At 65.6% G+C, this 21,784-nt stretch carries 19 protein-coding genes; 13 read left to right on the forward strand and 6 right to left on the reverse strand.

The window, feature by feature from the left end:
- Positions 1 to 43 precede the first annotated feature (43 nt).
- From murC to lpxC, 9 genes are all read left to right on the forward strand, one after another.
- Positions 44 to 1,456: a UDP-N-acetylmuramate--L-alanine ligase gene (gene murC, locus ASF31_RS07655; protein WP_055754086.1), complete on the forward strand. Its 1,413-nt coding sequence runs from the start codon at positions 44 to 46 to the stop codon at positions 1,454 to 1,456.
- On the forward strand, positions 1,453 to 2,352 hold the full coding sequence (gene murB / locus ASF31_RS07660; RefSeq protein ID WP_055754087.1) for a UDP-N-acetylmuramate dehydrogenase: 900 nt from the start codon (positions 1,453 to 1,455) through the stop codon (positions 2,350 to 2,352). The genes murC and murB overlap by 4 nt, the downstream gene beginning before the upstream one ends.
- Before the next feature lie 60 nt (positions 2,353 to 2,412).
- Positions 2,413 to 3,714: a hypothetical protein gene (locus ASF31_RS07665; protein WP_055754088.1), complete on the forward strand. Its 1,302-nt coding sequence runs from the start codon at positions 2,413 to 2,415 to the stop codon at positions 3,712 to 3,714.
- Positions 3,715 to 3,762: 48 nt separating this feature from the next.
- The gene (locus ASF31_RS07670; protein WP_055754089.1) at positions 3,763 to 4,704 is read left to right on the forward strand and encodes a D-alanine--D-alanine ligase; all 942 of its coding nucleotides are present in this window, start codon (positions 3,763 to 3,765) and stop codon (positions 4,702 to 4,704) included.
- Positions 4,692 to 5,579 (forward strand): cell division protein FtsQ/DivIB, encoded by an 888-nt coding sequence (locus ASF31_RS07675; protein WP_055754090.1) that lies wholly within the window; start codon positions 4,692 to 4,694, stop codon positions 5,577 to 5,579. Before ASF31_RS07670 ends, ASF31_RS07675 begins: the two co-directional genes overlap by 13 nt.
- A gap of 55 nt (positions 5,580 to 5,634) precedes the next feature.
- On the forward strand, positions 5,635 to 6,927 hold the full coding sequence (ftsA, locus tag ASF31_RS07680; RefSeq protein ID WP_055754197.1) for a cell division protein FtsA: 1,293 nt from the start codon (positions 5,635 to 5,637) through the stop codon (positions 6,925 to 6,927).
- 310 nt (positions 6,928 to 7,237) lie between these two features.
- On the forward strand, positions 7,238 to 10,597 hold the full coding sequence (locus ASF31_RS07685) for a TonB-dependent receptor domain-containing protein (protein ID WP_055754091.1): 3,360 nt from the start codon (positions 7,238 to 7,240) through the stop codon (positions 10,595 to 10,597).
- Between the two features lie 231 nt (positions 10,598 to 10,828).
- The gene (gene ftsZ / locus ASF31_RS07690; protein ID WP_055754092.1) at positions 10,829 to 12,415 is read left to right on the forward strand and encodes a cell division protein FtsZ; all 1,587 of its coding nucleotides are present in this window, start codon (positions 10,829 to 10,831) and stop codon (positions 12,413 to 12,415) included.
- Between the two features lie 185 nt (positions 12,416 to 12,600).
- The gene (lpxC, locus tag ASF31_RS07695) at positions 12,601 to 13,500 is read left to right on the forward strand and encodes a UDP-3-O-acyl-N-acetylglucosamine deacetylase (RefSeq protein ID WP_055754093.1); all 900 of its coding nucleotides are present in this window, start codon (positions 12,601 to 12,603) and stop codon (positions 13,498 to 13,500) included.
- On the opposite strand, the gene pgeF is transcribed toward lpxC, so the two are convergent.
- The 3 genes from pgeF to lgt are packed head-to-tail and all read right to left on the reverse strand — an operon-like array spanning position 13,497 to position 16,238.
- Positions 13,497 to 14,267, reverse strand: a complete 771-nt coding sequence (gene pgeF, locus ASF31_RS07700; protein WP_055754094.1) for a peptidoglycan editing factor PgeF — start codon at positions 14,265 to 14,267, stop codon at positions 13,497 to 13,499. The genes lpxC and pgeF overlap by 4 nt on opposite strands.
- A gap of 13 nt (positions 14,268 to 14,280) precedes the next feature.
- Entirely contained in the window at positions 14,281 to 15,366 is a 1,086-nt protein-coding gene (locus ASF31_RS07705) for a class I SAM-dependent methyltransferase (protein ID WP_055754095.1), read from the reverse strand.
- On the reverse strand, positions 15,363 to 16,238 hold the full coding sequence (lgt, locus tag ASF31_RS07710) for a prolipoprotein diacylglyceryl transferase (RefSeq protein ID WP_055754096.1): 876 nt from the start codon (positions 16,236 to 16,238) through the stop codon (positions 15,363 to 15,365). Before lgt ends, ASF31_RS07705 begins: the two co-directional genes overlap by 4 nt.
- A 173-nt stretch (positions 16,239 to 16,411) precedes the next feature.
- On the opposite strand from lgt, the gene ASF31_RS07715 reads away from it, so the two are divergent.
- From ASF31_RS07715 to ASF31_RS07725, 3 genes are all read left to right on the forward strand, one after another.
- On the forward strand, positions 16,412 to 16,699 hold the full coding sequence (locus ASF31_RS07715) for an accessory factor UbiK family protein (RefSeq protein WP_055754097.1): 288 nt from the start codon (positions 16,412 to 16,414) through the stop codon (positions 16,697 to 16,699).
- 73 nt (positions 16,700 to 16,772) lie between these two features.
- Complete coding sequence (locus ASF31_RS07720) at positions 16,773 to 17,276, forward strand: YbjN domain-containing protein (RefSeq protein ID WP_017504503.1); 504 nt, start codon at positions 16,773 to 16,775, stop codon at positions 17,274 to 17,276.
- 17 nt (positions 17,277 to 17,293) lie between these two features.
- Positions 17,294 to 18,082, forward strand: a complete 789-nt coding sequence (locus ASF31_RS07725; protein WP_235551280.1) for a pyrroline-5-carboxylate reductase — start codon at positions 17,294 to 17,296, stop codon at positions 18,080 to 18,082.
- Here the strand turns inward: ASF31_RS07725 and ASF31_RS07730 are convergent.
- From ASF31_RS07730 to ASF31_RS07740, 3 genes are all read right to left on the reverse strand, one after another.
- Positions 18,079 to 18,555, reverse strand: coding sequence for a hypothetical protein (locus ASF31_RS07730; RefSeq protein ID WP_055754198.1), 477 nt, complete (start codon positions 18,553 to 18,555; stop codon positions 18,079 to 18,081). The two genes, ASF31_RS07725 and ASF31_RS07730, sit on opposite strands and share 4 nt — an antisense overlap.
- Positions 18,556 to 18,640: 85 nt before the next feature.
- Positions 18,641 to 20,008, reverse strand: coding sequence for an ATP-binding protein (locus ASF31_RS07735; RefSeq protein WP_055754099.1), 1,368 nt, complete (start codon positions 20,006 to 20,008; stop codon positions 18,641 to 18,643).
- 4 nt (positions 20,009 to 20,012) lie between these two features.
- On the reverse strand, positions 20,013 to 20,744 hold the full coding sequence (locus ASF31_RS07740; protein WP_369814635.1) for a response regulator: 732 nt from the start codon (positions 20,742 to 20,744) through the stop codon (positions 20,013 to 20,015).
- 88 nt (positions 20,745 to 20,832) lie between these two features.
- Here ASF31_RS07740 and ASF31_RS07745 point away from each other — a divergent pair, with 88 nt between their 5' ends.
- Complete coding sequence (locus ASF31_RS07745) at positions 20,833 to 21,711, forward strand: branched-chain amino acid aminotransferase (RefSeq protein ID WP_055754101.1); 879 nt, start codon at positions 20,833 to 20,835, stop codon at positions 21,709 to 21,711.
- The last annotated feature ends 73 nt before the right edge of the window (positions 21,712 to 21,784 follow it).

Below are 21,784 nucleotides of genomic sequence, written 5' to 3' on the forward strand. Positions count from 1 at the left end.
GCGCGCCCTTCGCAGGAGGCGAGGCGGCGTTTATGAGGCGAAAATGATCGCACGCCTTCGCCCCGTCCCGTTCGACCTCGGTCCCGTTCATTTCGTCGGCATCGGCGGCATCGGCATGAGCGGCATCGCCGAGATCATGCTGAAGATCGGCTATTCGGTGCAGGGCTCTGACGCCAAGGCCAGCGCCAATACCGAGCGGCTGGAACAGCTGGGCGCCGAGATCTTCATCGGCCACGATGCCGCCCATGTGGGCGAGGGCGTCTCGGCGGTGGTCTATTCGACGGCGGTCAAGGCCGACAATCCCGAGATGAAGGCGGCCCGCGAGCGCCGCATCCCGCTGGTGCGCCGGGCCGAGATGCTTGCCGAGCTTATGCGGCTGCAGTTCTCGATCGCGGTGGGCGGCACGCACGGCAAGACGACGACGACCTCGATGGTGGCGGCCCTGCTGGATGCGGCGGGCCTGGATCCAACCGTGGTCAACGGCGGCATCATCAACGCCTACGGCACCAACGCAAAGGTCGGCGACGGCGACTGGATCGTGGTGGAGGCGGATGAGTCGGACGGCAGCTTCCTGCGCCTGAAATCGACGGTCGCCATCGTCACCAATATCGATCCCGAACATCTGGACCACTACGGCGACTTCGACGGGGTGCGGAAGGCGTTCGTGGACTTCGTCGAGAACATCCCCTTCTATGGGTTCGCCGCAGTCTGTCTGGACCATCCCGAAGTGCAGAAGCTGGTCGCGGCCATCGATAACCGACGGCTCGTGACCTACGGCGTCAATCCGCAGGCCATGGTGCGGGCCGACAATGTCGAGATGGGGCCGGACGGCTGCCGCTTCGACGTGGTCATCCAGAATGGCGAAACCCGTGTGATCTCCGGCGTCCATCTGCCGATGGCCGGCTGGCACAATGTGTCGAACGCCCTGGCCGCGATCGCCGTGGCGCGCGAGCTGGATGTGTCGGACGACGCGATCCGCACCGGCCTGGCCGGGTTCGGCGGGGTCAAGCGCCGCTTCACCACCACGGGCGTCGTGGGCGGCGTCCGCATCGTCGACGACTATGGCCACCACCCCGTCGAGATCGCCGCCGTGCTGAAGGCCGCGCGTCAGGTGACGGACGGTCGGGTCATCGCCGTGGTTCAGCCGCACCGCTATACGCGTCTGCGCGATCTGATGGACGAGTTCTCGACCTGCTTCTCGGACGCCGACAGCGTGATCGTCGCCGACGTCTATCCCGCCGGCGAACAACCGATCGAAGGCGTGGACAAGCACGCCCTGGCCGACGGAGTGCGCCGCTACGGCCATCGTCACGTCCAGGCCCTGGAGAACGCCGCCGTCCTGCCACGCCTGATCAAGGATGAGGCCAAATCCGGCGACGTCGTCGTGCTGCTGGGCGCCGGCGATATCACCAGCTGGGCCTATGGCCTGCCGGCGCAGCTGGAGGCTCTGGCGTGAACGGTCTGCCCGAGGTGCGCGGCAAGCTGCTGCGGAACGAGCCGCTGGCGCCCTATACTTGGTTCCGCGTAGGCGGCGCGGCCGAGGCCCTGTTCATTCCGGCGGACGCCGAGGATCTGGCGGACTTCCTGAAGGCGCTGGACCCGTCCGTGCCGGTGACGGTTCTGGGCGTTGGATCGAACGTCATCGTCCGTGACGGCGGGGTCGAGGGCGTAGTGATCCGCTTGGCGGGCCGCCCGTGGGCGCAGATCACGACGGACGGCGACACAGTCTCGGCCGGCGCGGGCGCGCTGGACTCGATGGTCGCCAAGGCCAGCGCCAAGGCGGGAATCGCCGGGCTGGAATTCTACGCCGGCATCCCGGGCACGATCGGCGGCGCCCTGACTATGAACGCCGGTTGCTATGGGTCCGAGACCAAGGACGTTCTGGTTTCGGCCTGGGGGCTGACGCGGGCGGGCGAGCGGGTCGATTACGCTCTGGCCGACTTCGGCTACACCTATCGCCATTCCCGGGCGCCGGCCGACATCATCTGGATCGAGGCGACCTATCGCGGCACGGCCGACGAACCCGAGGCGGTGGCGGCCCGGATCTCCGAGATCACAAGCCGTCGCGAGACCACCCAGCCAATCCGTGAGAAAACGGGCGGCTCGACGTTCAAGAACCCCGAGGGCCATTCGTCGTGGAAGCTGGTGGATGAGGCCGGCTGGCGCGGCAAGCTGCACGCCGAGACGGGCGGTGGGGCCATGTTCAGCGATCTACACTCCAACTTCATGATCAATCCCGGCGAGGCGACAGCCGCCGACGTCGAAGGCCTGGGCGAGGCGGTTCGCGCCGATGTCTTGGCCAAGACCGGCGTTCAGCTGGAGTGGGAAATCAAGCGGATCGGCCGACGCTGATCGGCGGTTGCGCAGGGACATGCCGCACGTTAGGTGAGGATTTCTCGGGGGAGAAATCAGATGAAGCGTATCGCAGCCGTCGTCGGCCTTCTGGCCATGGTCGCAGAACCGGCCCACGCCCAACTCGCCACCCGCGCGGCGGTCGGCCCCGCGGTTGCGGGCGGCCAGAACCGGATCGATCTGACGCGGTCCAGCGCGGGATATACCTATTTCAACCGGGCGGGCGCCGATTTGGCGCAGCACGACGCCGCGTTGAACGGGTGTCTGGCCGAGGCCTCGCGGATGACGCAGCCTGATGACAACAGCGCCGCAGCAGCCGGTGCGGCCGGTGGTCTGCTGGGCATGCTGGTGGTCGGCGTCATCCAGGGCGCGATGAATGGCATGCACGAGCGCAGAGGCGTCGCCGCCAATGTCGAAAACTGCATGGTGGTGAACGGTTGGCGTGTCGTTCGACTGGATGAGACCGACGGCAAGGCGCTGGATTTGCTGGAGCAGGCGGACCTCCACGTCGCCCTGGCGGACCACGTCGGCGCCGACCAACCGAAGGGAGAGATCGTTCGCATCTATGACAACGACGCGGTGCGCGGTGAAACGGTATTGATCGGAAAATCGGGCGATCTGGATAAGGCGTCTTTGAGCCTTCAGGCCTTGCCGCCGCAAAGCGCCACGCCGCCGGCCGCCCGTAAGGGTCCGCAGGCCCCGCGCACCGCGCGTCCGCCGCGCGCGTTGAAGCCAGAGGACGTCGCCGTGGCGTCCGGGGACGCTCTCGTCACCGTGCGTCTGACCGGCTTGGCGGAGCAGGGCGGCCGCACGCTGTTCTTTACCCGCCAGGGGCCTGCGCCCGATATTCAGCCTTGGGAGCAGGACGGTCGTCCGGCGCTGTTCGCCGTCGCCCTGCCAACGCGCGGCGCGGTACGTGGCGATCGCACGCGGGCCGTGACCCAGACCTTCTCTGTGCCGCCCGGTCGCTGGCGTCTGAGCGCGGTCAATGTCGGCCAGTACATCACCCACTTCTGCCTGGGGACCTCCGGGTTCGAGGTTCGCGACGGCGAGGCCGTCTATGCGGGAGCGTTCGATCTGTCGGGCGAGCAGTTGCGACCGGACATGACGTTGCGCGACGATCTGTTGGCGCCCACGTCGCCGGCCGCAACGGCAGGCCTGCGTCACCGCGCAGCGGAATGGTCGTATGGCGACAAGGAACAGTGTCAGGGCGCATATCTGTACGCGCTGGACCTGACGCCGCCATCCGAGACGGTCGCAGAGGCGGCTGCGCCTCAGGTCACGGGTGCGGATGACCCGGTCGTCGTGGTCGAAACGACCGGCACCATCAACACTTCAGTGACGCCATTACGGTTTGGTTGACGGGCTGTTAACGACCTGCGCGGCATCCAGTCGGTTCTGGAGCCGCCGATGACCCGCCCCTTCTCTTCTCTTCATGTCGCCGTTCTGATGGGCGGCCTTTCCGCAGAGCGGGAGGTGTCCCTCTCGTCGGGCGAGCAGTGCGCGCAGGCGCTGGAGCGGCAGGGCGTGCGCGTCAGTCGCGTGGACGCCGGGCGCGACCTGGCCAATGTGCTGTCCGGCCTGATCAAGCCCGATGTGGTGCTGAACTGCCTGCACGGCGCCTGGGGCGAGGACGGCTGCGTCCAGGGCGTGCTTGAGACGCTGAAGATCCCCTACACCCATTCGGGCGTGCTGGCCTCGGCCCTGGCGATGGACAAGGACAAGTCCAAGGCCGTGCTGCGCGCGGCGGGCATCAAGGTGCCGGGCGGCGGCCTGTATGATCGCCATGAGGTCGCCAGCCGCCACGTTATCGACCCGCCCTACATCATCAAGCCGAACGCCGAAGGCTCGTCCGTCGGGGTCTTCCTGGTGCCCGAAGGCGCCAACGGTCCGCAGGCCGAGGTCGGCTATCCGGAGTGGGCCTATGGCGAGCAGGTCATGGTCGAACCCTATATCGCCGGCAAGGAACTGGCCGTCGCGGTGATTGGCGAGGCGACGGGGCCGCGCGCCCTGACCGTCACCGACATCACCCCGACCAAGGGTTTCTACGATTACGAGGCCAAATATGCGCCGGGCGGTTCGGTGCACGTCCTGCCGGCCGTCCTGCCGCCGCATGTATTCGAGAAGGCGCTGCGTCAGGCCGAGGCGGCGCACGTCGCCATGGGCTGCCGCGGCGTGTCGCGATCCGACTTCCGTTATGACGATGTTAAGGACGATCTGGTCCTGTTGGAGGTCAATACCCAGCCCGGCATGACCCCGACTTCGCTCGCGCCCGAGCAGGCCGCCCATACCGGGATGAGCTATGACGATCTGGTTCGGTGGATGGTGGAGGACGCCTCATGCCCGCGGTAGTTCGCGGCGGCCGGCGACAGGGTTCTAATCAGGCTCCACAGCGCGGTTCGGCTTCCAAGGGCGGAGGACGGTCGCGCGGCGGGGCCCAGAACGCGTCCGCCGTTCCCGGCAAGATGGCCGCCATCGGCCGTGTCGATATTTCGCCGCGCACCGCCGTGATCGCCCTGGGCGCCGGCGCGTTGCTGCTGGTCGGGGTTCTGGCCACGGGCGCTCGTGCCGAGCGGATCGGCGCCTCGGTTTCGCATGGCCTGGATAATGTGACGGCCGGTATGGGCCTGACGCTGAAGCGGGTGCACATCACCGGCGCGTCGTCCGAGGCCGAGCCGGCGATCCAGCAGGCGCTGGGCCTGTATTCCGGTCAGCCGATCACCAGCCTGGATCTGAACGCCATTCGCACGCGGGTTCAGGGCGTCGGTTGGGTCAAGGAGGCGCGCGTGGTGCGCCTGTTGCCCGACACCCTGATCGTCGAGGTCAAGGAACACGACCGCCTCGCCGTCTGGCAGGAGGCTGGTCAGATCAAGGTCATCGACAACCGGGGCCAGGTCATCGACGGCGCCGACGCGCGTCGCTATCCGACGCTGCCGCTCGTCGTGGGCAAGGGCGCCGACGTGGCGGCGGGCGAGATCCTGCCTCTGCTGGCCCAGCGCCCGCGGCTGATGGGGATGGTGGACGCCCTGGTGCGCGTGGATGAGCGCCGCTGGGACCTGCGTCTGAAGGACGGCAGCCTGATCCAGCTTCCCGCCACCGAACAGGAGGCGGCTTTGATCCGCCTCGATGCGCTGGACCAGCGCGAACGCCTGCTCGACCTGGGCTTTGCCCGTGTCGATCTCAGAACCCCGGACGAGGTCGCCGTGCGACCCGCCGGCGACGCCTAAGGACCGTAGAGATATGACCAAGCAACGCGGCGCGGCGAATGATCACGGTCGGGGCATGGATCCTCGCGCCGGTCGTGCGCCCGTGGTCGCTGCGCTGGACATCGGCCAGTCCAAGGTCTCGTGCTTCATCATGAAGCCGGACGGCGTGCGTCACGCAGACCGCACCATCCGCGTCGCGGGCGCCAGCCACGTCCAGTCCAAGGGCGTGAGGGGCGGGGCGATCATCAACATGGACGAGGCGGCCCAGGCCATCGGCCACGCCGTCGAACGCGCCGAGCGCGCGGCCCAAAGCCCGGTTTCCGGCGTCGTTGTCACAACCGCCATCGGCCAGATGGCCAGCCACCGGGTGCAGGCCCGCGTCTCGCTGGGGGCCAATCCGGTCGGCGACGCCGATCTGGCGCGTGCCATCGGCATGGCCCTGGCTCAGATCCGCCTGCCCAACCGTCGCCCGATCCACGTCCTGCCCATCGCCTGGTCGGTCGATGGCGCGCGCGGCGTGCATGATCCGCGTTCGATGCGGGGCGGCTCGCTGGGTCTTGATCTGTTGGTCGTCTCGATGGCCGAGAACGTCTTTACGACTCTCAGCCACTGCCTGGAACTGGCGCACCTCGACCTGCAAGGCGTCGCCGCCGCACCCGTCGTCTCGTCTCTGGCCGCGCTGGAAGAGGACGAGATGGACCTGGGCGCCGTCTGCATCGACATGGGCGGCGGCTCGACCAGCGCTGCCGTCTGGGGCGGGCGGTCGCTGCTGCATATCGAAAGCCTGAACGTCGGCGGCGACCATGTGACATCCGACATCGCGCGAGGCCTGTCGACGTCCAAGGCGGGCGCCGAGCGGCTGAAGACTTTGCACGGCTCGGCCATGGCCAGCGCCAACGAGGACCGCGAAATGCTGGAGGCCCCGCCGCGCGGCGAGGACGCCTCGGCCGGCCCCGTCATCGTCCCGCGCGCCATGCTGAAGACCGTCATCGCGCCTCGCGTCGAGGAAACCCTCGAACTGCTCCGTGATCGGCTGAAAAATGCCGGCGTCGGCCTGGAGCCCGGCGCGGGCCTCGTTCTGACCGGCGGGGCCAGTCAGCTAAACGGCGTGCGCGAACTGGCGGTGCGCGTCTTCGACCGTCCTGTCCGCCTCGGAAAACCCCAACGGGCGCCACATTTGGCCGACGCCGCCTCCGGCCCCGCTTTCTGCGCCACGGCCGGCGTCCTCCTCCGCGCCGCCTACGGCCCGCGTGAAGCGGTCTCGGCGCGGAAGCTGATGGCGCGGCAAATCACGGCTGCGGATGCGCCGCGCGTCCACCGTGGCAACGTGGTGGGCCGTGTGGCCGGCTGGCTGCGCGACAACCTCTGAATGCGGCGTATTTTCGGCTCGTATCAGACGATCCAAGCATGCCCAAATGGCAACAAAAATACCCTTGAGATCCGAAATATAGCCATAAAAATCTCCTATAGAGGTTTGTGACGCAACAATTTACCAGAGCGGCTAGTCGGAGCCGCCTTCTAGGGTAACATAACCCTGTGTCTTGGCTGCTACACCGGCGTTATGTCGTGTCTGAAATGTGTCAGAAACGTTTGAGAGCTGCCTCAATTGCGTTACGAGAATTTTATGATCTCGCGTCCGTCTTGAGGGCGAGCTGACATATTGGGGACAATGAATGATTATGAACCGCCGATATCTGTTTGGGACTACGGTCCTCGCCGGCATTCTGGCGAGCACCGCTGCCATGGCGCAGAGCCAGGCGCCCGCCTCGACTTCGCAGGATGAGGAAGCGGCCACCGTCTCGGAAGTCGTCGTTACAGGCTCTCGTATTCGGCGCGATCCAACCACGGTCGCCGCGCCTATTATCCAGGTCCAGCGCGAGCAACTGCTCGAAACCGGCCTGCCCACTGTGATCGATTACCTCGCGACGATCCCGGCGTTGTCAAACTCGCTCGTTCCTTCGGACACCACCGGAACAGGCCTAAATGACGGCGGTCTCGAGTTCGCCAACCTGCGCTCTTTGGGCAGCGGCCGGACGCTGACCCTGATTGATGGGCGTCGTCATGTCGGTTCGCAAGCGGGCGTGCTTTCTGTGGACGTGTCCACCATCCCGCGCCTGTTGATCAATAACATTGAGATTATCACTGGTGGTGCGTCGTCGGTGTATGGCGCAGACGCTGTCTCCGGCGTTATCAACTATACTCTCCGTCGTGATTACGAGGGTTTGGAGATTGACGCGAACTACGGTCAGTTGACCGAGGGTGGTGATGCCGCCACGCGTCGGGTCTCGGCGTTGGCTGGCGTCAACTTGTTGGACGATCGTCTGAATCTTTACGCTTTCGGTGAATACGAGAAGGCTGACGAGGTTCGCTCGGATCAGATCGACTGGCTGCGTCGCAGCCGAATCGCTCTGGGCATCGACGCTGATCCGACCAATCCGGCGATTGGTCCGGCATCCGACGGCATCATCGATACGGGCGAGTTCTTCAACGTGCGTCGACTGGATCGACCGTTGTGGGGAACGACAACGCTTGCCAACATGCAGCGACCCAGCCAGTTCAATGATCCTGATGTCCCCGTCGCCGCGTGCCGCAGCTTCTCAACGTCATCGAACTGTTTCAACGTAGATCCGTCTTACACATACTGGTTTGACGGCACGACAGCGCGTCTGGCCAACTTCGGTCAGCGGGTCGGCGTAACGGGCGCGAGCCGTCCGTACAATATCGGTGGTGACGGCGAGCCCGTGAACATCACGGCGTTCGACGCCTTGACGCGCTTTCCGGATCAGGAAGCTCAGCGCTATCAAGTTGGCGCAAACTTCAAGTTCAGCGATAATATTCGAGGAACGCTTGAAGCCAAATATACGACCGAAGATGCATACGACCAAGGTCAGTATTCGTTCTGGGACATCTATATCGTCGATGCGTCGCTGGGTGCTGGTACGGGTACTACGACCACTCCAGGTTTGATCTCGGGCTCGTCCACCTTCAGCACGCGTACAGACAACGCTTTCCTGCCGGCTAACCTGCGAGACGCCATTCGAGGCAACACTTTCACCTCTTATGGAGATCCCACCAACACGACCGCCGGCGCGACGCTTGGCACCGTCAATGCGCCGATCGCGCTTCACCGCGGTTTCGGCATTCCCCGCACCCAGACCAACAATCGTGAAGTGCAGCGATATGTCGCTGCGCTGGAAGGCGACTACGACCGTTTGGGCTTCATCAACAACGTCAACTGGGGTCTGTCCTACGTCTACGGTGAAATGAAGAATCTCAACGTAGAGACGGGACCGGATGCGATCCGTTTCGGCCATGCCATGGATTCCGTGGTAGATACCGCAGGTCTGGTGAACGGCCGTCCCGGCGAGATCGTCTGCCGCGTCCGATTGCTGAATGCGCAAGGCCTTCCGATCACCGAGCAGAACCCGTTCACGACAGCGACCACCTATGCCAACCCGTCGTCCAATCCTGAGGTCGCAGGCTGCGTGCCGTTGAACGTATTCGGGGCAGGCAACCAGTCGGCTGCCGCAATCGACTACATTTCCGCCTTCGTTCGCGTGCAGGAAAAGAACATTCAGGAAAGCGCGGTCGCCACGTTCGGAGGCGAGCTGGGAGATTTCTGGGGCGCTGGTCCAATCGGCTTCTCGTTGGGCGCCGAGTACCGCCGTGAATACACCGAAGGTATCGGTCGTGATCGCGACACCGCAGGCCGTGTTCTGCAGCTCAATACCGGAGCGGACTTCACCGGCGCTGAATATGAAACCAAAGAGGCGTTCGCCGAAGTTGCTATCCCGCTGTTCAAAGATAGTGCGCTTGGCGAGTTCGCAGAGCTCAGCGGCTCTTATCGGTATTTTGACTATACGACCGCTGGGACAGGCGACGTGTATGGGGTGAGCCTCGTTTATCGCCCGATCCGCGATATCATGTTCAAAACGAGCTACAACACGTCGTTCCGCGCGCCGAACCTGACGGAGAACTTCCGCCCGTTCTCGCAGACGTTCGTCAACAACTTCTCTGATCCTTGCGACACCCGTGTCATCGCGGCGTTCGCCGGAGACAACGCCACGGAAATTCGTGCTAACCGCATCGCGAACTGCACGGCCTTGGCCTCTCAGCGTGGGCTCACCTACGACTTTGGTCAGACGACCACGACGATCAACGACGACTACCGCCCAACTTACAGCGGTGGTATTGCCAGCTCGTTGGGCGGGAATCCTGCGCTGCGTCCTGAAACCTCCAAGTCCTTCACCTTCTCGACCATTCTGCGCCCTCGGTTTGTTCCGAACTTCTCGCTGGTGCTCGATTACTATGAGATCGTAATCGACGATGTGATTGTGACCCCTGGCGGCCAAGCGATTGCTGAGGCCTGCGTCAACGGTCCCAATCTCGACCCCGTCACTTGTGCGCTGGTTCGTCGCAACAATCCGAACGCCAACGTTGATCCGTACAACGTCTTCAAGGTTGGTGCGCCGACCGGAGATCCCATCGGCGGCTTTATCCTGCAATCGCTAAACTTTGCGAAGCTGGAGACCCGCGGATTGGACATCAGCGCGACCTATGGGTTCGAAACCCAGGATGTGTTTGGCGTTAACTTTGGTCGCTTTGACTACACTATGAACGCCCTGTGGCTGATTGAGCAGAAGCAGTTCACCAGCCTTGTGAACCCCAACTTCTTCTCCGACCTGACCACCGGAGTGTTCTATCCGCGTATGGAAGGCGTCTCCCGCCTGACCTGGTCGCCTAATCGCAACTTCTCCGTGACTTGGAACGCCGACTGGATGGCTTCTCAGGATTTGGTCAAGACGCGTGATGTGATCACTAGCGGCAATGCCGATGGTCAACCGACCGATTGGTACACCACAGGTAACTTTGTCCGGCATGACTTCACCGTCCGTTACAATGTCAATGACAAGGTCGTCCTGAGAGGCGGTGTTACAAACGCGTTCGATGCGGAACCGCCGCTGTACCTCGGGTTCGCATCGACCTTCGATCCGTATGGCCGACGCTACTTTGTCGGTCTGAACTACCGGCTCTTCTAGGCGAAGCTTGTGGACGGAAAGGGCGGCTCGAAAGAGCCGCCCTTTTTCGTTCTCGACAACAAAACTCCAGCAACGCTTTCGGTTTGGGGTGTTCTTCGGTCCGACTCACATTATCGCCGTAACCTTCTCTTAACCTTCATGGGCGCAATCCTTAACGCGCTCATAACCAAAGCGATTCGGCGGGGCGGTCGGTTGGTTTGAAGGGGCGGGTCAGCAGGTCGGAAACAGAAAATGTCGCTCTCATTGGTCAAGCCGCAACACACTGAACTGAAGCCCCGCATCGTCGTGTTCGGCGTCGGCGGCGCCGGCGGCAACGCCGTGAACAATATGATCGACGCCGGCCTCGAAGGGGTCGAGTTCGTCGTGGCCAACACCGACGCGCAGCACCTCAGCTTCGCCAAGACGGATCGCCGCATCCAGCTGGGCGAGACCATCACCCAAGGCCTGGGCGCCGGCGCCCACCCCGAAGTCGGCATGAACGCCGCCGAGGAATCCGCCGACGAAATCCATCAGCACCTGGAAGGTGCGCACATGGTCTTCATTACGTGCGGCATGGGCGGCGGCACCGGCACCGGCGCGGCGCCGGTCATCGCCAAATGCGCGCGAGATCGCGGCATCCTGACCGTCGGCGTGGTGACCAAGCCCTTCACCTTCGAAGGGCGTCACCGCATGCGTCTGGCCGACGCCGGCGTCGCAGAGCTGCAACGCTATGTCGACACCCTGATCGTCATCCCGAACCAGAACCTGTTCCGCGTCGCCAACGAACGCACGACCTTCGCCGACGCCTTCGGTATGGCCGACCAGGTTCTGCACTCGGGCGTGCGTTCGATCACCGACCTGATGATCCTGCCGGGCCTGATCAACCTGGACTTCGCCGACGTGCGCGCCGTCATGTCCGAGATGGGCAAGGCGATGATGGGCACGGGCGAGGCCACGGGCGACGACCGCGCCCTGCTGGCGGCCCAGAACGCCATCGCCAACCCGCTGCTGGACGAGACCAGCCTGAAGGGCGCCAAGGCCGTGCTGGTGAACATCACCGGCGGTCTGGACATGACTCTGCTGGAAGTCGACGAAGCCGCCAACGCCATCAGCGCGGAAGTGGACGGCGACGCAAACATCATCTTCGGCGCCGCCTTCGACCCGGCCCTGGATGGCAAGATCCGTGTCTCGGTCGTCGCGACCGGCATGGACGAGGGCGAAGTGCGTCGCATCGAACCCATCGCCCCGCCAGCCGCCAGCGCGCCGCTGGCTGGTCATGACGCTCGCCGCTCAGCTGGCGGCCTCTACGGCACGCAAGCCTCCCGCGCGCCGGAACCGACCCGCGACGCTTACCGCGAGCCGGTTCGCGCGGAAGCCCCGCGCGCGCCTGAGCCCCGTATCGAGGCGGCGCCGGTCGTGCCGACCTTTCAGGCCCCTGCCGCTCGCGAACCGGAACCGCGCCCCGAGCCGGTGATCCGCGTCGCCGAGCCGCAACCGCGCGCTCTGGACCCGATCGTCGATCCTTGGGTCGAGGAATATGAAACCCGAGCGCCTGCGCCGCGCGTCGCACCGCATGGCGATCTCTATGAGCGCGCCACGCCTGCGGCCCAGCAACCCCAAGCCGACGAGGGTTACGACGACCGTGACCACCGCCGCAGCGGCTGGAGCCTGTTTGGTCGCGGCAAGCGCACCCAGCCGCAGCACGACATGTCCTATGCGCCGCAATCGTCGCATCAGGCGCGCTCGTCGGTTCAACCGGTCCAACATCCAGAACCGGAGGCGGGACAGGCCGATGACGACCTGGAAATCCCATCCTTTCTCCGCCGTCTGGCCAACTAAACGTCCCAAATGACGGCGAAACGCCCCGGAGCCCGCCTCCGGGGCGTTTCTCGTTTCCGATGTTTCTCAGACCGAAACAATCCGAAACCGGACTTTGATTTCGCGCTTGCGGCATGGCCGCTACAGGAAACCCAGGGCGCAATCCGCACGGCGTGCGGCGCGCAAAGGAAAGAGCGAGTTCAGGTTTGTCGGTCAGAAGCGACCATCACGAACGCACCATCGTCGCCCCGGCCATCATCGCCGGGGTCGGGGTGCACACCGGCCGCCGGGTGCGGCTGGCGGTTCGGCCTGCGCCGTCGGGCACGGGCATCGTCTTCGTGCGCACCGACATCACCGACCGCGACAACCGCATTCCGGTGTCGGGCGAGGCCGTCGTTGACGCCCGCCTGAACACCATGATCGTGAACGGCGCGGGCGTTCGCCTTTCGACGATCGAGCATCTGATGGCCGCCTTCGCCGCGCTGGGCGTGTCGAACGCCGTGGTCGAGGTCGACGGACCGGAGCTGCCGATCCTGGACGGTTCGGCGCTGGAGTTCGTGAAGCTGCTGGACCGGGCCGGTTTCCGACCGCAGCCGACGCCGCAGCGCTACATCGAGATCCTGGAAACGGTCCATATCGTCGAGGGCGACAAGCATGCGGCCCTGATGCCGTGCGACCGCTACGAGATGCGGTTCGAGATCGACTTCCCGTCGGCCGTGATCGGCAATCAAGTGATCGACTTCGTCGTGGACGAACCGACCTTCCGCAAGGAGATCATGGCCTGCCGCACCTTCGGTTTCGCCCATGAGGTCGAGGCGTTGCGCAAGGCGGGTCTGGCGCGGGGCGGCTCGCTGGAGAACGCCGTAGTCATCGACGGCGACGAGATTTTGAATCCCGGCGGCCTGCGCATGGAACGCGAGTTCGTCCGTCACAAGGCGCTGGACGCCATCGGCGACCTGTATGTGCTGGGCGCGCCGCTGCTGGGTCGCTACGAAGGCTACAAGGCTGGTCACGCCCTGAACAACAAGCTGGTCCGCGCCCTGCTGGCCGCCCCGCACGCCTGGCGTGAAGTGACCCGCGTGCCGGAGCTGGCGCGCGCGGGCTAAGCCCCGATCACCGCAATCAATCGACCAAAGTCCGGCTCGCCGTGCTGGAAGGCGCGACGGTTCGAATAGAACCGCTCTGCGTCCGCGCAGGTGTCGTGCCCGGTCCAGACGGCCTGACCGACTCCCGCCTGCTGCAGCCGCCACAGGACGAAGCCGGGCAGGTCGAACTGGCGTTTGTCGTCGATCTCTCCGGGGTGGAAGAAGCGGTCGCTGCCAGGATCATGGTGGGTGAAGCGATCTTCGAAATCGACGCCGACCTCATAGCTGGCGGGCGCGATGCAGGGGCCGACGACGGCGACCACCCGGCGAGGCTCGGCGCCCAGAGCCTGCATGGCGGAAACGGCGGAGTGGATGACGCCGCCCAGCGCGCCCTTCCAGCCGGCGTGGACGGCGGCGACGATGCGGGTCTCGGGATCGGCCATCAGGATCGGCGCGCAGTCGGCGGTCAGGACTGAACACAGCAGGCCCGGCTCGGCCGAGACGACGGCGTCGCCCTCCGGCCGGTCGCCATGCCAGGGACCTTCGGCCACACGCGCCACGGCGGAATGGATCTGGTAGCAGCCGTTCAGGTGATTGGCGTCGGCATTGAAATGGGCCGCGACGCGCCGGCGGTTTTCGCCGACGGCGGCCGGTTCGTCCTTGGAGCCGACACCAGCGTTCAACCCTTCATAGATGCCGGTTGAGACGCCGCCCGCGCGGGTGAAGAAGCCGTGGGCGATGCCGGCGGCGGTCAGAAGCGGGTGGGTGATGGGGGCCAGGTCGCTCATGCCCCCACCTATATCAGGCGTCCCAACCGGGCACGACCAGAGATCGGGGGGCGAAGATGGCGGCAGCCTTGAACAGGGTTCCCATCTGGTCGTCGCCGGTCAGCCGATCCAGCTGGCGCGCAATGACGCCGGAAGCGGCGGGCCGGCCGGCTTTCAGCGCCTCGGCGCGGGCCTCGATGCCCAGCCGGCGCAGGAAATCGCCTTGGGGCAGGCTGCCGGTGACGTCGGCGCCGGTTCGCACTGCGGCTTCCAGCACCAGTGGGAAATCGGCCCATTGGGTCAGGTCGGCTTCGCCGGGCGTGGCGAGGGGATTGACCTTCTGGTGACGACGCAAGGCCTGGAGCGTGTCGCCAGCCTCGGGGCGGGCGCGGCCGTAGTCGATCAGCAGGGCGGCGCCCGAGGCGGCCTTCATCAACAGGCCCAGGTCGCGGCCGAAGATCGCCTGCTGCTCCGAAATCTCCAAGATGCCGCCCGGCGCGACGTCGAAGTCCGGCTTCTGGAAGCCGCCGGAGATGGCGGTGAGGCCGAAGATCAGATCGTTGTCGTGGGTGACCCCGATGCGCCGCTCGGCCCAGCCGCCTTCGGTGCGGACGAACTGGCGCGCGGGCATGCAGTCGAGCACTTCGTTGGCGATCAGGATGACGGGGGCGTCGGTCTCGATCCGCGTCAGGTCGCGCACCCAGCGCGGCGACAGGTCGGCGCCGGCCAAGGCCTTGGCCTGAAGATCGCGCAAGGGGGCGCTGGGCTCGATCAGGATCAGGTCGCAAGCTTCGAGGAAACCGGGGACCAGGCGGGCGGCGCGCAAGGCGTCGCTCATCAATGTGCCGTCGCCGGGCCCGACCTCGACCAGGCGGAACCGCTCGGGCGCGCCCAGCCGGTTCCAGGTTTCGACCGCCCACAGGCCGATCAGTTCGCCGAACATCTGGCTGACCAGGGGGGCGGTGATGAAGTCGCCGCGTGCGCCCAGGTCAGGACGCGACGCATAGTAGCCGCCCTTGGGATCGTGCAGGCAGCGGGTGACGTAGTCGGAGACCGTCATCGGACCCGTCAGGGCGATCTCGCGCGCCAGACGGGTCTTGAGGGTTTCGGCTTCGCTCATGCCTCGGCGACGACCGGGGGACGATTCCACGCGCGCCAGATCAGCCAGGCGCCGACCAGGATCATCGGGATCGACAGCATCATCCCCATGGTCAGGCCCAGCGGGAAGTCGGGCATGCCGAAGTCGGGCTCGCGCACATTCTCCAAGGCGGCGCGGCAGACGCCGTAGCCGACCAGGAACAGACCGGTGATGTAGCCGGGCTTCTTGAGCAGATCGAACTTCCAGATCGCGATGGACAGTATCGAGAACAGGACGATCCCCTCAAGACCCGCCTCATAGAGCTGGCTGGGGTGGCGGGGGGCGTCGCCGGCGGGGCAAAAACCGTACATCTGTTCGATGCGGGCGTTGCAGAAGCGCACGGCCCAGGGAACGGTCGTCTCGCGGCCCCACAGCTCGCCGTTGATGAAGTTGGCCAGGCGGCCGAACATAAGGCCGATCGGCACGACGGGCGCGACCAGATCGCCGAGGCGCAGCATGTCGATCTTCTGCGACCGGGCATAGAGGACGATGGCCAGGCAGACGCCCAGGAAGCCGCCGTGGAAGCTCATGCCGCCGGTCCACAGCTGGAACAGTTCGAACCGCTCGCCCAGCGTCTGGCCGGTGAACAACTGGCCGTACATGGTCGGCTTGTAGAAGAGGGCGTAGCCCAAGCGGCCGCCCAGGATGATGCCTAGCACGATCCACAGAACCAGGTCGTCCAGTTGCGTCGTGGTGACGGGCGGCTTGCCGGGCGCCCACAGCCTTTGAGTCTTGGCCAGGCGCGCGGCATACCACCAGCCCAGCACGATGCCGGCGACATAGGCCAGGGCGTACCAGCGGATCGGAAGCGGTCCGAGGTGGATCAGGACCGGATCGAATTCGGGAAAGGGCAAGGGGCGTTCCTGTGCGGGACTGTCTTTGACTGCGGTTTAGCAAGCGTCGCCGCCGTCGTCGCCTGTGAAGACGCATCACGACGCCTTGATGGCGCCCGCGAAGCAGCAGAAAGAAAGGTTTCGTTCACCATAGTCGGTGAACCTTCGTTAACGACGTTGAGGTCGGAGCCGCCATGCAGACCCGCAATCCCATTCTGGACGAGTTCGCCAAGCTGACGACCGGCGCCATGGGCCTGGCCCAGGCCGCAGGCGAAGAGGCCAAGACCGCCTGGCGCGCCCAGGCCGACCGGATCGCCGCCGAAATGGACCTGGTCCGTCGCGACGAGTTCGATGTTCTGAAGGACGAGATCGCCGCCCTGCGGGCCGAGATCGCAGAGCTGAAGGGCGCCCAAAAGCCGGCTGCAAAGCCCGTGAAGGGAACGTCCACAGATGGAACTCAACCCGGGGACGCAGCCGGTTGAGCCGAATCTGCGAACAGGCTTACCGTTCTGTTAACGCCCGCGATTCTCGCGGACGCAGCGTGAAAGACACTTGATGGACATCGCCCGGCCCGAGGAAGTGGACGTGCCCTTCGACCCGCTTGAGGTCGTCGAGCATGTGCTCACGGCCGAGAACCTTCCGTTCGACCGCACCGACGACGGCGACCTCGCCTTTGCTCTGGCCGGCGACTGGAAGGACTATGAGCTGTGGTTCGCCTGGCGTCCCGAGGGCGACTGTCTTCAGCTGTGCTGCGCGCTGGATCTGAAGGTGGCCAAAAGCCGGAAGACGGCGGCCTATGAACTGGTTGGCCTGATCAACCAGCGCACCTGGATGGGTCATTTCGAGGTCTGGGCGGAAGACGGGGAGATCGTCTTCCGCCATTCGCTGGCCCTGCCGATGGGCGAGCGCCCGACCTTGGCCCAGGCGGCGTCGATGATCGACGCGGCCATCGAGGCTTCGGATCGCTACTACCCCGCCTTCGACTTCATGGTGCGCGGGAACAAGAAGCCGCAGGAGGCGATCGACGCCTGCCTGTTCGAGACCGTCGGCACCGCCTGATGCCAAGCGCGGCATCTGTGCCGGGTGCCGTTGTTCTGGTCGGCTGCGGCCGGCTGGGCTCCGCCATTCTGGAAGGCTGGCTGCTGACCGAGACGGTGGCGGCGTCCGACCTGATCATTCTCTCTCCCTCTGAAAAGCCGGCGGCCGAGATGGCGCGGGCCAAGGGCGCGCGGATAAATCCGCCGCTGGAGGCCCTGACCGAGGCGGCGGTGATCGTGTTGGCGGTGAAACCGGCCATGTGGCGTGAAGTGATGGCTCCGCTGGCGCCGTTCCTGAATGACCGAGCCGTCATCCTGTCGGTCATGGCGGGCGTGACGGCGCCGACTTTGGCCGAAGGCCTGGGAGGCTGGCCCATCGTTCGGGTGATGCCGACAACCGGCGTGTCGCGCGGGCGCGGCGTGGCCTCTGTCTGGTCGGCGGACCGGCGCGCCGAGGGCATCGGGCGGGCGCTGTTCGAGCCGATGGCCGAGACCGTGGTTCTGGCCGACGAGGCCCTGATGGATGCGGCGACGGCGGTGGCCGGATCGGGCGCGGCCTATTTCTACGCCTTCACCGAGGCCCTGGCGCGGGCCGGGGAGGCGGCGGGTCTGGATGCGGCGACGGCGGATGTGCTGGCGCGCGCGACCCTGAGGTCCGCAGCCGACTCCATGGGTGACGACGGGCTGGAGGCCCTGATAGGCCGCATCGCCTCGCCTGGCGGCTCGACCCGCGCCGGGCTTGACGTCATGGCGAAGGACGGCCGCCTGACGGCGATGCTGGACGAGACGGTCGCGGCGGCGGTCAGACGCAACCGCGAGATGGGCTAGAAGCGTCCGCGCTCGATCTGATCGCCGAAGCGCTCGAACGCGCGGTTGGCGTCACGCCAGACGCTGTAGCCCCAGACGTCGTTAATGCTGGGCGTGAAGTAGGAATAGTCCACGGGCCGCGTCACGCCGTCCGCCATCACGATCTCGCCCTTGATGGCCGCGCCGCCGACGGACACGCTGCGGATCGGGTCGAGGCCGGGCGTCTGACGGACCTGTTCGAACGTCGGCCTGTTGGGCTTCAGATCGACCAGCACCAGATTGGCGGTCGCGCCCGGATAACGCTGGGCCAAGGCCTTGCCGACCTCGGCCTGAAGGCCGGCGATCTGTTCGTTGACCTCGCGGTCGCCGAGCTTTTCGACCTCGCGCTGAAGCTGCGGCCCGACCGTGACGTTCACCGTCGGCGCTTGAGCCTGAGCCATGGCGGCGACGGCGAGTGTCGCGGCCAAGGGTGCAAAGAAGGCGAGTTTACGCATCGAAATCATCTCCAAGCCCTGTCGCCCTCAAGATGACCCTTGCAGCGCCGTTCCGCCAGACCCTGCCGACGAAAGCTTTTAAGCCTTAAGCGGGCTCGGCGACGGTGACCGCGCCGGGGATGCGGATCGTCGCTTTCAACCCGCCCAGTTCGCTGCGATCCAGGGTGACGTCGCCACCGTGGCCGCGCGCCACATCGCGCGCGATGGCGAGGCCCAGACCGACGCCCTTGCGGTTCTGGTTGCGAGAGTCGTCCAGGCGCGAGAAGGGCCGGAAGGCCTCGTCATACATGGCCTCGGGGATGCCGGGACCGTCGTCCTCGACGATGATCTCCAGCCCGCCTGACGCCAGGGCGCGGCCCGACAGCCGCACATGCTCGCCGTGCGAGGCGGCATTGCCGGCCAGGTTTACCAGGGCGCGCTTGAAGGCGAGGGGGCGAACCGAGGCCGTCAGCCCGTCGGCGACCACCACCTCGACCTCGGCGCCAGCACGTTTTGCATCCTCGCCGGCCGCGTTCAACAGGTCGGAAATCGACACCGGCTTGGGTGGTTCGCCCGCTTCGCCACGGGCGAAGTCGAGGTATTCGTCGATCATATGCTCCATCTCGTCCAGGTCGCCCCGCATGGCGGACTGGCGCTTGAAAGGTGGAGCAAGAGCCAGTTCGAGGCGCAGACGGGTCAGGGGCGTGCGCAGATCGTGGCTGACCGAGGCGAGCAGGGCGGTGCGCTGATCGATGTGGCGCTGAATCCGGTCTCGCATGGCCATGAAGGCGACGGCGGCGGCGCGGACCTCGCGCGCGCCGTGCGGCTTGAACCGGGGCACGGTTTCGCCGCGCCCGAAGGCTTCGGCCGCGTCGGCCAGACGCTCGATGGCGCGGACCTGATTACGGATGAACAGGATGGCGACTCCCATCAACAGAACGGTCGCCACCGCCAGCCATAGGACGAAGATATGAGCCTGCGTCGCCACCGCGCGCTCGCGCGGGGCGATGATGCGCAACACCCCTTGCGGCTCCTGCACCTGGATGTCGACGTAGGCGGGATAGCGGGTGGTGTCGAACCAGTAGGGGCGGTCCAGACGCGCATCCAAGGCCTTGTCCAGCACCCGGTCCACCACGCCGATGGCGCCGCGGCGTTCTTCCGTCGGAAGGGTGCGCCCATCCTGAAGCACGATGGACAGGGACATGGATCGCTCGGCGCGATTGGCCAGCTTGTCCAGGTTCGCCGGGCTGGGGTCGTCCTCATAGCTCTCGACGGCCCAGGCGATGTCGCCGGCCAGGCCTTCGGACAGGCGCGCGGTCACCGTCTGCCAGTGAGCGTCGAAGAAGACCCACGTCACCGCCATCTGCATGACCAGCACCGGCAGGACGATAATCAGCAGCGACCGGCCCCATAGCGAGGTCGGCAGGCGCCGCTTCAGAAAGCGCGGCCACAGATAGGCGGGCAGAAGCCGCATCGGCTCAGTCGGGAGCCAGCATATAGCCGACGCCGCGCACCGTCTGGAGATAGCGCGGGTTCTTGGGATCGACCTCCAGCTTGCGGCGCAGACGGGTGACCTGGACGTCCACGGCGCGTCCGGTGATGTCGGCGGTATCCGGCGACAGGCTCATCCGCTCGACCGGCGCATGGGCGTGAAGCGCCAGGGTCTTGAGCAACTGGGCCTCCGCCTCGGTCAGACGCTGGGGCGCGCCGTCACGGCTCAACTCCAGCCGTTCCATGTCGAAGACGGCGGTGCCCAGCTTGATTTCCTTGGGACCGATCGGCTTGCCGCCGGTGCGGCGCAGGATGGCGTCGATGCGCAGCACCAGTTCGCGCGGTTCGAAGGGCTTGGACATATAGTCGTCGGCGCCGCGCGACAGGCCCTCGATCCGATCCTCGGGATCGCCGCGCGCGGTCAGCAGCAGGACCGGCGTCTTGGACAGCTCGGCTTTGTTGCGGACCCAGCTGGTCAGGTCCAGGCCGCTTTCGCCCGGCATCATGACGTCCAGCACGACCAGATCGAACTCGATCAGCTCCATCATCCGCTTGGCGGCGGCCGCGTGCGCGGCGCCCGTCACGCGGTAGCCTTCGCGCGCCAGGAATTCCTTCAGCAGTTCGCGGATGCGATCGTCGTCGTCGACAATCAGCAGATGGCGGCCGACGCCGGGGCCGGCGATGGGGCCTGAGCGGCCATGCGAACGCGATTCCGTCATGCTCATGCGACGTTTCCCCCGCTTGCGGCGTTGACCTGAGCGATTCGTGCGGCTCTAAGACCGTCAGTTTCGCGGGAGACGTATTTCAATGGCCTTCGTTCCTTTCGACGATCGTGACGGCTTCATCTGGGTGAATGGCGATTTCGTCCCCTGGAGGGAAGCGAAAACGCACGTTCTGACCCATGCCCTTCACTATGGCTCGTCGGTCTTTGAGGGTGAGCGTATGTACGGCGGCGAAATCTTCAAGCTGACGCAACATTCCGAGCGCCTGAAGCGGTCCGCCAACCTGCTCGATTTCGAGATACCCTACAGCGTCGCTGAAATCGACGCCTTCTGTAAGGAAACCTGCGCCAAGAACGGTCTGACGGACTGTTATGTGCGTCCCGTCGCCTACCTGGGCCCGGAACAGACCAGCGTTTCGGCCCTGAACAACAAGGTCCATCTGGCCATCGCCGTGTGGGACTGGCCCAGTTATTTCGACCCCGAAGTCAAGGCGCGCGGCCTGCGTCTGGAATGGTCCAAGTGGCGCCGTCCCGATCCGGCGACGGCCCCGACAACGGCCAAGGCGGCAGGTCTGTACATGATCTGCACCATGTCCAAGAACGCCGCCGAGCGTCGCGGTTTCGCCGACGCCCTGATGCTGGACTGGCGCGGCTATGTCGCCGAGGCGACCGGCGCCAACGTCTTCTTCGTCAAGGACGGCGTCATCCACACGCCGAACGTCGAGCACATTCTGGACGGCATCACCCGTCAGACCGTGATCGAGATCGCTCGCGAAAAGGGCATCGAGGTCGTGGTGCGCGAGATCAAGCCGGAAGAACTGTCGGACTTCACCGAATGCTTCCTGACCGGCACGGCCGTCGAGGTGACCCCGGTCGCCGAGGTGGGCGAATATCGATTCACCCCCGGCACCCTGTCGCTGGATCTGATGGATCACTACGGCAAGCTGGTGCGCGGCCAGCTGTAAGCCGAGGCGCGACGACAGGATGAGGGCGGTCCCTTAAGGGGCCGCCCTTTTTCGTTTCGCTTGCCAGCCGCGT

It is taken from the genome of Brevundimonas sp. Leaf280 (genome assembly GCF_001422455.1).
Taxonomy (GTDB): domain Bacteria; phylum Pseudomonadota; class Alphaproteobacteria; order Caulobacterales; family Caulobacteraceae; genus Brevundimonas.